Source organism: Paenibacillus sp. MMS18-CY102, assembly GCF_009789195.1.
Classification (GTDB): domain Bacteria; phylum Bacillota; class Bacilli; order Paenibacillales; family Paenibacillaceae; genus Paenibacillus_T.
Genome location: NZ_WSTC01000012.1, coordinates 109,581 through 123,165, shown reverse-complemented (window position 1 = coordinate 123,165; position 13,585 = coordinate 109,581). Strand labels below are relative to the sequence as shown.

Below are 13,585 nucleotides of genomic sequence, written 5' to 3'. Positions count from 1 at the left end.
ACCAAGAAGGAGGAATTTTTGATGAGTGACGCGGCCAAGCTGGACCGTGCGAGCATCGAGGACATTACGGCATTGACGCCCACTCAGGCGGGGCTGTTGTATCACTACCGCAGTGGCAGGGACGAAGACAGCTATGTGCAACAGCTCGGCATTCGGTTTACTGGAGAACTGCGCATGGATGCGATGCGCGCTGCCTGGCGGCATGTAGCCATGGCCAACGAGATGTTGCGGACGGTGTTCCGTTGGGAGAAGCTGGAGCACCCCGTTCAAATCGTGCTGCGCGAGCCGAACATCAAGGTCGAGGAGCGGGATTGCTCTGCGTTAACGTCAGAGGAGAGCGAACGGCTTGTCGCACAGGCGATCGACGATGAGCGGCGCAAGCCAGCTGACCTGGCGATGGAGCCATTGCGCGTGCTTATATGCGTGTTAGATGATCGCAATTTCGAGATGGCCGTTAGCTGGCATCATATCCTGTTCGATGGCTGGAGCAATGGGATATTGCTCAAAGAGTTTATGCAGGCCTACGACGCTTGCCTGGCAGGAACAGAACCGCAGTTTGCCCAAAAGACACGTTTTCGGGAGTTCGTGGCATGGCAGCAGCGTGCAAACAACGAAGCTAACCGTGCCTATTGGACGGGCGAGTTAGCCGGGTTTGGGGATCGGGCCATGCTGCCATTTCGATCCGAAGCGAGCGCGGATGCCTCACGGCGCAAAGTGCCGGGCGCCTTTGCGGCTCCTTTCTCGCCTGAGACCACTTTGTTGTTGGCTGATTATGCAAAGCAGCTAGGCGTGACCGCCGCGACGGTGCTGTACGCCGTCTGGGCATTGCTCCTCCATAAGTATGGAGGAGCGCGCGATGTTGTCTTTGGAACGACGGTCTCTGGACGAACACCGGATCTCGACAACGTGGAAGAGATGATCGGGCTATTCATTAATACGGTGCCTGTTCGTGTCACTGTGGACGAAGATGCGGCAACGGAGCAGCTTATCCGCTCGGTTGATGCGGCGCTTCGCCGCAGGGAGCCACATGAGAGTGCGTCGATTACGGATATTGCCAGCTGGGGCAACGCGGGCGGAGCCAATGAGCTGTTTGAGACGGTTGTCGTGCTCGACAACTATCCGCTCGACGCATTGGCGATGCAGGGCGGCAATCTCGCAGCTACCGGCTATCAGATGAGCGAATCGACCCATTACAAGCTTACGCTGGGCATTCGCACATCCGGTGAATGGATGGTTGAATTCGATTACGATGCGGCGAGCTTATCCGCTGGCGAAATTAAGCGCATGGCAGGCCATTACTTGCATTTGCTGGACCAAGTTGTCCGCCAGCCGCTGCAGCACGTCAGTGAACTTGATTTGGTAACGCCTGAAGAACGGGAGAGCATCTTAAATGTGTTCAACGCCCCGATTGGAAAGCCGAGCGAGGCATTGGTGCATCGCGTCTTCGAGGATCAAGCTCGCGCAAATCCTTCGCATGTCGCTGTTATTAGCGGCGGGCAGAGCTTTACGTATGGCGAGCTTGACAGCCGGGCTGATAAGCTTGCCCGCAGGCTCCGGCGTGAGCCGCTCAAGAGCGGCGACAGGTTGGTTGCCCTGCTTGCGGAACGTTCGGACCAATGGATCGTTGCGATGCTGGCTATTTTGAAATCGGGTTGCGGATATATTCCAATTGATACGGCTTATGCGCCTGCCAGAATCGCTTACATGTTACAGGACAGCGCGGCAGAGTTGTTGCTGATCGGTGACGGCATCGAGGTTCCGCCATCCTTCTTGGGACGGGCTATCCCAATTAGCGATGCGGAGTCGGCAACGTCCGGCGAGGACGATGGCGTGGATGCTCCCTTGCATGAGATTGAGGCGAGCCAGATCGCTTATGTTACTTACACGTCGGGCTCGACAGGCGCGCCAAAAGGGGTTATGACGGAGCATCGCCAACTGCTTGCTTACGTTCATGCTTTCCAGCAGGAATTCCAGCTAAGCACCAATGACGTCGTTCTGCAGCAGGCTTCATGCTCCTTTGACCATTTTGTCGAAGAGGTTTATCCGGCGCTGCTAAGCGGTTCTACGATCGTCATCGCGAAGCGGGAAGATGTGCTTGATCCTGATCGGCTCATCGTGCTGATTCAAGAGAGCGGCGTGACGGTCGTTACGATTCAGCCGCTGTTGCTCAGCGAATTGAACAAGCGGGGCGGCGTTCCGGGCGTGCATACGTATCTCAGCGGCGGAGATGTGCTGAAGGCGGCACATTACGACCGTTTGGCCAGCCAGGCTCGCGTGTACAACACGTACGGGCCAACGGAAGGGACTGTGTGTGCAACCTATTGGCGATGCGATCCGGAGATCGAGAAAAATATTCCGATCGGATCGCCAATCGATGGCTACAACGTCTATATCGCGGATCAACGCGGGAAGTTGCAGCCAATCGGCGTTCCGGGCGAGATTTGCATCTCGGGCAACGGGGTAGCGAGAGGGTACTTGCACAACCCAGCGCTGACGGGCAGCAAATTCGTGCCGGACCCTTACCGTTCCGGCGAGACGATGTACCGGACTGGGGACGTTGGCGCCTGGCAGGAAGACGGGACTATTCGATTCGAGGGGCGCAACGACGAGCAAGTTAAAATTCGCGGCTACCGGATCGATCTCCGCGAGATCGAGCTGGCGCTGCAGGAGCACGCTTCTGTTACCGAGGCGTTCGTTATGGCAACGGACGACGCGGCAGGGGAGAAGCAGATCTCTGCTTATGTGGCGACGGACAAGGAGACGACGGCGCATGAGCTGAGGGAGCATCTCGGAGAACGGCTTCCAGCCCACATGTTCCCTTCCGTGTATTATCGAATCGAGTCTATTCCCCGTACCGGCAACGACAAGGCCGACAAACAAGCCTTGCTTCGATGCACTGATCGGCTGGCTTCTGGACGTATCGGCATCGAGGCACAAAGCGAGACGGAGAAAGCGGTCATCGCCGTCTGGTGCGACGTGCTGAAGCTTTCCGAGATTGGGCCAAATGATCACTTCTTTGATATCGGCGGAAATTCCTTGCTGCTTATGACGCTGCAATCGAAGCTGGAACGGGCGTTCTCGGCTGGAATCACAGTTACGGACCTATTCTCGCTGCCGACTGCCGCAAAGCAGGCTGCGTGGCTGGATGCCCAGCGGAATCGCCGTGAAGCGTATGCGATAACGGGCTATCAGCCACTTCCTGAGGATTGCTTCGAGTGGCATTCGGCAGAAGGGACCGTCGGCACTGCCGATCCGGTACGGCTGCAAGTTGAGCCTGCAATCGGGGCTGCCCTGAATCGTTTGGCAGCGGAGCACTCGTTAGAACGTTACGACATACTGGCTGCAATGTGGGGCTATTTGTTCGCGGAGGCCTCAGGCCAGAGATCGGCTGTCTTCCATGTAGCTGTGCACTCAGGGCACGGGGCTGCAGAAATCCGGTTTGATCTTGATGCGCTGCAAGATTTTACTGGCTTGTTCGCACATGTCAGCACATGCCGCCGGAAAGCGGAATCACAGGATGCTGCAGCAAGCGTAATTCCGCTAGAGCAGGTTGACCGGTTCCTCCCAGAGCGTGGCCGGTTCGAGGCGCTGCCGTTCCTTTGCCAATCAGGGGATTTGACGGATAGTGAGCGCAGCGGGCTAATCGGTTTGTATGATCTGATGTTATGTGTTGAGGATGGGAATTTGGGAGAGGAAGAAGGCTTCGGCTTGACGCTGCTTCATCGGAAGGGAAGGTTCCAGGCGGGAACGCCGGAATGGCTGATCCAATCCTATCTTGACCTGCTGAAGCAGCTGTCCGGAATCGAGGTGCCGTCGTGAGCCTAGCATTCAGTTTGTTTTTCTTCTCTTCCGACGGCGAAGGGAAGGACCATGGCAAATATGCTGCGCTGCTAGATCTCGCTGCAGAGGCAGATGAGCGCGGATTCGAAGCTGTATGGACGCCAGAGCGGCATTTTCACCGCTTCGGCGGTCTGTTTCCGAACCCGTCGGTTTTAGGCGCAGCCATAGCAGCGCGAACCAAGCGCATCGGCATTCGTGCTGGCAGCATCTCGCTTCCGTTTCACCACCCGGTCCGTGTAGTGGAGGATTGGTCGATTGTTGACAACTTGTCAAATGGCCGTGCGGGCCTGTCCGTGACGTACGGCTGGCATCCGAAGGAATATGTTTTCGCGCCAGAGTTGTTCACGATTCGCAGGGAAGCGATGTTTGAACGGCTGGCGATTCTACAGCAACTGTGGCGCGGTGAACCGGTCACTTTCCAATCGCATGAAGGCGAGCAGGTGATTGAACGGTTTTATCCGACCCCAGTGCAGAATGAGTTGCCGGTTTGGATTACGACGTCAAGGACGCGGGACACGTGGCGGCGAGCGGGCGAGATTGGCGCGAATGTGCTAACCGCGCTGTACGCGATCGATAAGTCTGAACTCAAGGAACACATTGCGGTTTACCGTGAGGCGCGCCGGCTGAATGGCCATTCGCCAGATGGGCGTGTAACGGTCATGCTGCATACATTCCTTGGCGACGATCCACAGGAAGTGCGTGAAACTGTGCGCGAGCCAATGATTCGGTATCTTTCTTCCCATACTGAATTGTTTGATGATGCTACGATCGCCCGGGAGCTGCGGATCGATCCGTCCCGGATCACCGACAGGCACCGCCGGATGGTCGCTTCGTCTGGCTTCGAACGATACTGGAACGATAGCGCCTTATTTGGCACACCGGACACATGCATGGCTATGGTTGATGAGCTTCAGGCAATGGGCGTGGACGAGATAGCTTGCTTGATTGATTTTGGCGTCCCAGAGCGTGATATGGCGGAGAGCTTGGCACGTATCGACCAGCTTCGGCTGCGGTATGCGGGTTCAGCTGTAATGGAGGGGAGCGGAGCGAATGGATAAATGGGCGATGCTTTTTCCAGGCCAGGGATCGCAATACGCGGGAATGGGCAAGGAGCTGCACGAGGAAAGCGAGATCGCGCGGCGCGTATTCGAGGAAGCGGATGACACGCTCGGCTATAAGCTGAGCGGGATCATGATGGGTTCGGATACGGCGCAGCTGACTCGAACCGAATATACCCAGACGGCTTTGTTGACGCTCGGCGTTGCCGCTTACCGCGTCTTCCAGGATCAGATTGGCGGTACGCCTGATTACGCTGCGGGCCATAGCCTTGGCGAATGGACCGCCCTCGCGTGTGCGGGAGCGATGACATTCGCAGATGCGCTTCGGCTAGTGGCGATGCGCGGGCGCTTAATGCAAGAAGCTGCAGATGCAGGGGAGGGCGCGATGTGCGCCATTATCGGTTTGGACGCCCACAAGGTCGAAGCCGTGTGCATCAAGCTCAGCGCCCCTGGCGCGGAAGTGGTCATTTCTAATTTTAACTCTCCTTTGCAGACGGTTATTTCCGGCCGTGCGGATGCAGTCCGTAGTGCTGTTGCCGAACTAGAGGCACTTGGTGCAAAGGCTGTTTATTTGAACGTTGGAGCAGCGTTTCATAGCCCATTGATGGCTTCGGCTGCGGAGCGGCTGGAAGAAGAGATTAGCAAAACGGCTATTGCCGCCCCCCGCTGGCCGGTCCTATCGAACGTGACGGCGCTGCCGTACGCTTCGCCTGATGAGATCGCTGGCCGCCTCGTCGAACAGATCGTATCGCCTGTCCGATGGGATGCGACGATGCGCTTCTTGGAAGGGGCGGGCGTGAGTGCTGCCATTGAGCTGGGCCCACAGGCCGTGCTAACGCGGCTGGCCAAAGTGAATGCAGCAGGGATGGAAGCTTTTTCGTTCGAGAAGCCGTCACAGTTGGATGAGATCCAACAGAAGCTCAAGCCGCTTTTGCCGGGGGCACGGCAGCATGCGCGCGGGTTTGCCGCGAGCTGTTTAACCGCCGCAGCCGCTACGCGCAACCGCAACTGGGATGAGCGGACATACCGGGAAGGCGTTATCGAGCCTTATCGGGCAATCGAAGCGATTCAAGAACAGCTGGACGCGGAAGAGCGCGGGCCAGAACCGGATGAGATGCGAGAGGCGCTTCGCATGCTGGTACGGATTTTCCAGACGAAAGGCGTGCCGAGTAAAGAAGCAGCGGAAAGGCTGCGTGACATCGTCTCCCGGACGAGAACAGGGGATTTGTTCCCCGAGTACGTGGAGACAGCTGACAATCCGGAACGCGCCGCGGCAGCGGCAGGAAGGTGATTGAATGGAATTCGGAACGGTTCGCTTAAAAGGAAGGGAAAAGGAAGAAGGGCTTGCGAATGTGAAGCGCCCAGCATCCGAGGGGGATATTGCGATCGTCGGGATCGGGCTGCAGCTTCCAATGGCCAAGACCGAGACGGAATTGCTGAAGCTCCTTAGGGATGGGACGGACGCGATACGGCCGTTGCCCGGAACGCGCCGCAGCGATACGGACCGTTACTTCCGCGCTGAGGGGAAAGATTTATCCGAGCTCGCCTACGGCGAGGCAGCTTATCTCGAGGCGATCGACCGTTTTGACTATTCGTTTTTTAAGCTGTCGCCCAAAGAGGCAAGCCTGCTCGATCCAAACCAGCGGCTGTTTCTAGAAACTGCTTGGCATGCCATAGAGGACGCTGGCATGGGCGGCCGCCGATTAGAGGGCAGCCGGACTGGCGTCTACGTCGGCTACGGCTCGGACTCCGAATACAAACGGATGATCGATAAGATGGAGCCGGAAGCTTCATCGATGGCGTTGCCCGGCAACGTAAAGCCGATCATTGCCAGCCGCTTGTCTTATTTGCTAGACCTGAGAGGGCCGAGCCTGCTCGTTGACACGACCTGTTCTTCGTCGCTTGTGGCGGTCCATCTCGCGTGCCAGGCTATCCGGAACGGGGAATGCGATCTGGCGATTGCCGGGGGCATTCAATTGCATCTGCTGCCCGTTCGGGAATTCGAAGTAGGCATCGAGTCGTCTACAGGCAGAACGAGGACGTTCGACGATGCGGCTGATGGCACTGGCACGGGGGAAGGCGCGGTGGCGATCATGCTAAAGCCGCTCTCCCGCGCACTGCAGGACCGAGATACGGTCTACGCTGTCATCAAGGGGAGCGCGATCAATCAGGACGGCAGCTCCGTGGGCATCACAGCGCCGAACGCAGACGCACAGGCGGATGTAATCGCTGAAGCGTGGCGGAAGGCTGGCATTTCGCCTGAGACGGTGGGGTATATCGAGACGCATGGCACCGGCACGAAGCTTGGCGATCCGATTGAGCTGGAAGGCATTCGCCGCGCGTTCGCCCGGCACACGAACCGGAAGATGTTCTGTGCGGTTGGCTCTATCAAAAGCAACTTCGGCCATCTCGACAACGCAGCGGGCATCACCGGCCTGTTGAAAGCGGCGCTGTCGCTGAAACATCGGCAGCTGTTTCCAACGCTGCACGTTGAACGGCCAAACCGCGCGATTCCGTGGGTTGAATCAGCGGCGTACATTAACACCCGGCTATCCCCTTGGGAAGCAGGCGATTCACCGCTGCGTTGCGGGGTCAGCTCCTTCGGCATCAGCGGAACGAACTGCCATATCGTGATGGAGCAAGCGCCCGCACCAACGGCAGCCCCGTCTTCGGAACCGAGCGTTCGGCCCTATCTGTTGCCGTTCTCGGCACGTTCAGAGGCTTCACTGCTTGAATTAGCGAGCAGGTATGCGGACTACCTTGACGCACATCCTGATGCCCGCTTGGCGGATGTTTGCTATACCGCTGCTGTTGGCCGCGGCCATTATCCATACCGAATTGCTATCCGCGGGGCTGGGCGTGAGGAGATATTAGTAGCGTTGCGGGGGCTGCGCCAAGGAGCAATCGGTGAGCCAGCCGCCGCAGCTAGTGATGCGAATCAGCAAGCAAATGAGGCAATCGACCGCTGGCGCCGGAATGAGGGTGCGGAGCACGATATGGTTCGCGAACTGGGCAGGCTGTATGAGGCTGGGGCGGACGTCAATTGGGAGAAGCTCTTCCAAGGAAGGCCAGTGGCGAGATTGAATCTCCCCGCGACGCCATTCGAACAGAAGCGCTGTTGGATTCATATCCCGGGTGATGATAGCTTAGCGGCGAAGCGCGATGCCGAACCGGACATGTACCACCGTTTGGAATGGCGGGAAGAGCCGCTCCCTGATAGGGCAAATGCGCAATCGAGCGCGGCACCGACCATTGTCGCTGGCGCTAACCAAGCGCTTGTGGCACAGGCAGCAGCACAGTTGCTTGCAGCTGGTGGGCACAGCGTAACGGAGGCGGTGTTGTTCACGCCGCCAATCGGAAGTGCTGCAGATGATTCGCCGGCGATTGAGGGGTACGCCGCCGAGTTCGGTCGCCTGCTCCGTCCAACGGCTGCAGGGGGATTGCGGCGGATCGCCCTGCTCGTCGGCGGAGACGCCGTCGGCGAGCAAGGCCTGTACGCAGGAGCATGGCAGTTGCTTGGGTTGCTGCGGGCTCTTGCGTCCGAGGAGCAGAAGCAGCCGGTCGAGCTCATTCTGGCGGCAGCCGGTGCCTATTGTGTCGACGGGAAAGAAGTGCGCACGAATCCAGCTGCGGCGGCATTGTTCGCAATGGGGAAGGCGATTCACTGGGAAATGCCGCATATCCGGGCGCGCTGCGTCGATTATGGCTATACGGCAAACGACGTCGACGGCTTGGTTGCAGCATTGATGAGCGAATCGGCGGACGCTGCACCGTATACGACAGCTTGGCGTGAAGGCAAGCGGTATATCGAGCAAGTGAGCACATTGAAAAACCTTCCAGATGGCGAAGCGAATATTGCTTGGCGAACGGATGGCGTATACCTGATCACAGGCGGGCTTGGCGGCATCGGCCTTCGCATTGCGGAACAGATCGCTGCTAAGGGTGCCGTACGGATCGCGCTGCTGAACCGATCGGCATTTCCGCCTCGCGAGGCGTGGGAGCAGATCGTCTCGGCCGATGGACAATCTAGCGATGCGCACCGGATCCGGGCGATCCAGGCGATCGAACGGACAGGGGCGCAAGTCGATGTGATTGCCGCCGACACTGCTGATGAGCGCTCACTGCGCGAAGCGCTGGAGCTGCTCCGGCATCGTTACGGTCGCGTGAACGGCATCGTGCATTCGGCCGGCAGTGGAGACGGGAATTATCTGTCCCAGCTCACGGAACTGGAGTTTGAAGCGTTCACCGCTGCAAAAGTCCGGGGGGCACAGCTTCTAGACGAGCTAACCCGAGCGGACGATCCAGACTTCTTAATCTTGTTTTCCTCCGCGATTACGCTGGTAGGCGGCATTGGCTCTGGCCCTTACGCGGCAGGCAACGCGTGGCAGGACGCCTACGCGTCGGCTCGCCGCATCGAAGGTGGACGGGTGCTTTCTATTGCTTGGCCTTCCTGGGAGAGAACGGGTTTGTCGGCCGCTTCCGAGACGGATGAACGCAAGGAGCTATTGCGGATATTGCAGCCTGATCGTGGCATGGAAGCGTTCGAGCGACTGCTCAGCATGCCTGCTGCGCATGTACTGGTCGGGGAATGGAACCGGGACAGCGTGCTTTTCGAGCTTGGGGACATGCTTCCTTTCCGTATGGGCGAAGCGTTGGCTGCGAGCGGGAAGCAAGCGGAGGAAAAGCCTTCCAAAGTTGTCCACGCTGCGCCAGTGAAGCTGAAGGGCAAGAGCGAAGGGGCTTCTTATTCCGACGTGGAACAAAAGGTCGCCCAAGCTTGGATGGCCGTGCTCGGCTACGATGAGCTTGGCGTTGAAGATAATTTCTTCGAGCTGGGCGGCGACTCGATCTTGATCGCGCGGCTGCATGAGCGGCTGCAAGATTCGTTCCCTGGCCAGACGAAAATTTCTGACCTGTTCAGCCATCCGACCATCGCCAAGCTGTCGGCTTTCTTGCAGGCGAAGAATGATGCAAGTGGCGAAGCACGCAGCACAGCGGGCAGTCAGAAGGCTCGCATTGCCGGGGAAGCAACAGACATCGCCATCATTGGGATGACGGTGCGGCTGCCGGATGCGCCAGACATAGACGCATTCTGGGAAAACCTTATTGGCGGCAAGGAATCGATACGTGGATATCCAGAAGCAAGGCAAGAAGATGGGTGCCGGTTCGTCGATTATTACACGGATGTGCCAAGTGAAGAGGTCCGGTTTAGCCATGGGGGCTATTTGGATCGCGTAGATGAATTTGACCCTGAGTTTTACGGCATATCGCCGAGGGAAGCATCGCTGATGGACCCTAACCAGCGTTTATTCCTGGAAGCATGTTGGGAAGCGATCGAAGACGCCGGATATGGCGGTGGGAAAATTCGTAGCACAAAGACAGGCGTCTACCTCGGTTTTGCCGATTGGCCGGTCTATGGGCAGTACATTAATAAGAAGTTCCCGTCGCTCATCCACGCTGCTGGTGCCGGCAATACGCCGTCGCTCATTGCGAGCCGGATCGCTTATCTGCTCGATCTGCAAGGTCCAGCCTTCCTCGTGGATACGGCTTGCTCCTCATCGCTCGTCGCTGTACATCTAGCCTGCCGTTCGATTCGCAGCGGCGAGTGCGATATGGCGATAGCGGGCGGGGTAAAAGCATGCCTTATGCCGGTGGAAGGGGTGTTCGAGATTGGCATCGAATCGTCCCATCGGCAAACACGTGCCTTCGACGACGCCTCGGACGGTACGGTTTGGGGTGAGGGCACAGTCGCCCTGCTCCTTAAGCCGCTGGAACAGGCGCAGGCGGACGGTGACCGTGTGTACGCCGTCATCAAGGGATCCGCGATTAACCAGGATGGCGCTTCCGCTGGCATCACTGCCCCGAATGCAGTTGCGCAAGAGAAAGTTATTGCAGAAGCTTGGGAAGACGCGGCGATTGATCCGGCAACGGTCACGTATATTGAAACGCACGGTACGGGGACGAAGCTCGGCGATCCGATCGAGGTTGATGGCATTCAGCGGGCATTCGAGCGTTATACCGACAAGAAGCAGTTCTGTGCGATCGGCTCAGTAAAGTCGAATATCGGGCATTTGGACAGCGCAGCCGGGGTTGCGGGGCTTGCCAAAGCCGTCGCTTCGCTCCAACGCGGGCAGTTGGCGCCAACGCTACACTTCGACCGCCCGAACCGGAACATTGCCTTCGAGCGTTCGCCTGTGTACGTTGTTGACCGCCCACAAGATTGGGAAACCGACGGAGATCCGCGGCGATGCGGCGTTAGCTCGTTCGGGTTCAGTGGAACGAACTGCCATGTCGTACTGGAGGAAGCTCCCCAAACCCAGCGGGCGGGCCGGATCGAAGAAGAGCCGGATAGCTGGAGGATGCTCGCGCTATCAGGCCGTTCGGAGGAAGCGCTGCGTGAACTCGTGGAACGTTACCGCACGTTCATGCGGACAAGCGTATATTCTCTTGACGACATTTGCGCCACAGCAAATACGGGAAGAGGGCATTATGCCCATCGGCTTGCCCTGATCTTCCGCAACCGCAGAGAGCTGCAGGAATGGCTTGAGCGTTTCGCTAATTATGCGGCGGAGAACGATGGCGGATGGCCAGAAGGCGCCTATCATGGGGTCCATCGTGTCATTACAGGCGAACGGGAGGCGACGGAAGACAGCTTGCTAACCGTAACCGCGCATCGTAAATTGCGTACTGCGGCAGCAGAGCTTCTAGACGGGCTGTCATCTCGCTTAGCTTCGGAAGAAGAGGATAGCTGGCGCGGCCTTGCCCAGTTGTATGTGTCAGGTGCCGACGTCGACTGGGAACAGCTCTACGAAGGCAAGGAGACGCGCAAAGTCCGCGTTCCGACATACCCGTTCCAGCGTAAGCGGCATTGGCTCGGCCCTGAGCCGAAACCGCAAGCGGCAGCAGCTGCCACGCATGCACCTGTAAGCCAACCGGCAGGCCTCCCAATGGCGACGGTGGCGTTGAAGGGATTGAGCCCGGACAACGGCGATCCGCTTCTTGTACAGTTGGGACAGATATGGGGCAACTTGATAGGCATAAGCGAAATGAGCGTTGACGACGACTTCTTCGAACTGGGCGGCCACTCGCTGCTTGCGATCGAGCTTGAGAGGGAGTTGGTTCGGGAAGGCATCGAGATCGATGCAGATGACCTATACCAACACCGCACGCTTACTGCGCTCGCCCGCCATATTCGTGCCAGCGGTGGTGAGACTGCTGCAGGCGGCAAGCCTATTGAACCTGAATCGACGGCTCAGATTGCTTCCGATAAGTCCCCGGCATCGCCTGCGGCACATGAGCAGCAGGAAACGCCAAGGAAGCTTGCCCGGTTCGAACCGGCAATCTCGGCGCTGTCGGCTGAGACGCTAGTCCTGCCCGGCATCGAGCCGTTTAACGACATTTTTTATCGCAACTGCTTCTTCAACTCGCTCTTCCCGGCAGTCCGAAGCTTCGGGCGCAGCATTTCGCCGTTCTTAGCTAATGACCTCGTCGTGTATGAAGAGACAGATGGCATCAACACCGCTGGTTATGCTTCGGTTAGGACGATTGAAGAGGTCTTCGCCCTAAGCGGCATTCGAGCGGTTACGGAGCACGGCAGTGAAAATATTGTCCAAGAGCTGTTAGAAAGCTTGTCCGCCGGCCAACCGGCAGTCGTCTGGGTCGACTGTTATGAACTGCCAATCCGCCAGGATGCATATGGCAAGCGGCATATCGACCATACGATTCTCGTATTCGGATTCGACCTAAGGGAGCGATTGTTCCACATTGTGGAGCATGACCGGATGGAAAATCTATCGTACCGAAGAAGGACGCTGCCGTTCGAGGATATGGCTCGCGCATTCGAAGGGTTCGTCGAACAGTATGTGAAGACCGGCGTTCATGAGGCGACGCATTATAAGCTCGCTTCTGCACCAGCGCCTGCTGAATTGTCAGCTGACCCGTCCGTACAGTGGGCGCGCTGTTGGCAAGATGGGCAGGGCCAATTGGCTGAAAGCTTGGCGGCGTTGGAACGAATCCGTTCCAACTACATCAATGTTACTGCGACAGCGGACACCTTGCAGCCGCATGTTAGCCATTTGGTCGCGTTCTTGAATGAAGCTGCGCTGACCAAGCGTGTGGAAATCTATCGGCTGCATGCGCTGCTGCCAGAGGCCGAGGAAGAACATGCATTGTTAGATGAAATACTGGCGGACTGGGAATATGTTCGAAAAGGCATGGTTCGGTATATGTATGGCGATAGTTTCCGGCAGGACACGTTCGAATCTGGGGCGGACCGAATAGCGCGGATTGCCGAGCAAGAGCGTAAGCTCCACCAGATGATCAGCGCAAGGCTTGATAAGATCGCAGTGCAAACCAACTAATTGAAGGAGGAATTGAAATGAGTGCAGAGATTCGCGAAAAGGTGATGGATTTGTTGAAAGATGTGTTGGCAGAAGATGGGGGAGAGATTGGGGACATCGGGCCGGACGAAGATTTGTCAGCGTTTGGCATAAACTCGATGACTTTCATTCGCCTGGTGCTCGCATTGGAGATGGAGTTCGGCGTCTCCTGGGGAGATGACGACCTGCAATACGAGAACTTCTTGACGTTGAATAATATCATCCGATACGTTGAGGCGACGGCAAGCGCAGTATAACCGTTAATTAGGTACAGTAACGCAATATCATTTATTTTATATGAGGGAAAGG

The 13,585-nt window shown here is 57.6% G+C and carries 5 protein-coding genes; all 5 read left to right on the top strand.

Translation table 11 applies throughout. The features are described from left to right. The first annotated feature begins 21 nt into the window (after positions 1-21). From GON22_RS11030 to GON22_RS11010, 5 genes are read left to right on the top strand one after another with little or no spacing between them, the layout of a single operon-like run. The gene (locus tag GON22_RS11030; RefSeq protein ID WP_160396145.1) at positions 22-3,819 is read left to right on the top strand and encodes a non-ribosomal peptide synthetase; all 3,798 of its coding nucleotides are present in this window, start codon (positions 22-24) and stop codon (positions 3,817-3,819) included. Continuing rightward, on the top strand, positions 3,816-4,898 hold the full coding sequence (locus GON22_RS11025) for a MupA/Atu3671 family FMN-dependent luciferase-like monooxygenase (protein ID WP_160396144.1): 1,083 nt from the start codon (positions 3,816-3,818) through the stop codon (positions 4,896-4,898). Before GON22_RS11030 ends, GON22_RS11025 begins: the two co-directional genes overlap by 4 nt. Beyond that, the gene (gene fabD, locus GON22_RS11020; protein ID WP_160396143.1) at positions 4,891-6,189 is read left to right on the top strand and encodes an ACP S-malonyltransferase; all 1,299 of its coding nucleotides are present in this window, start codon (positions 4,891-4,893) and stop codon (positions 6,187-6,189) included. The genes GON22_RS11025 and fabD overlap by 8 nt, the downstream gene beginning before the upstream one ends. Before the next feature lie 4 nt (positions 6,190-6,193). Beyond that, positions 6,194-13,258, top strand: a complete 7,065-nt coding sequence (locus tag GON22_RS11015; RefSeq protein ID WP_160396142.1) for an SDR family NAD(P)-dependent oxidoreductase — start codon at positions 6,194-6,196, stop codon at positions 13,256-13,258. 17 nt (positions 13,259-13,275) lie between these two features. After that, complete coding sequence (locus tag GON22_RS11010) at positions 13,276-13,533, top strand: acyl carrier protein (protein ID WP_202113192.1); 258 nt, start codon at positions 13,276-13,278, stop codon at positions 13,531-13,533. The last annotated feature ends 52 nt before the right edge of the window (positions 13,534-13,585 follow it).

Coding starts and splice junctions, on each gene's coding strand:
- GON22_RS11030 (WP_160396145.1), top strand. CDS start 22: ATGAGTGACGCGGCCAAGCTGGACCGTGCGAGCATCGAGGACATTACG.
- GON22_RS11010 (WP_202113192.1), top strand. CDS start 13,276: ATGAGTGCAGAGATTCGCGAAAAGGTGATGGATTTGTTGAAAGATGTG.
- fabD (WP_160396143.1), top strand. CDS start 4,891: ATGGATAAATGGGCGATGCTTTTTCCAGGCCAGGGATCGCAATACGCG.
- GON22_RS11015 (WP_160396142.1), top strand. CDS start 6,194: ATGGAATTCGGAACGGTTCGCTTAAAAGGAAGGGAAAAGGAAGAAGGG.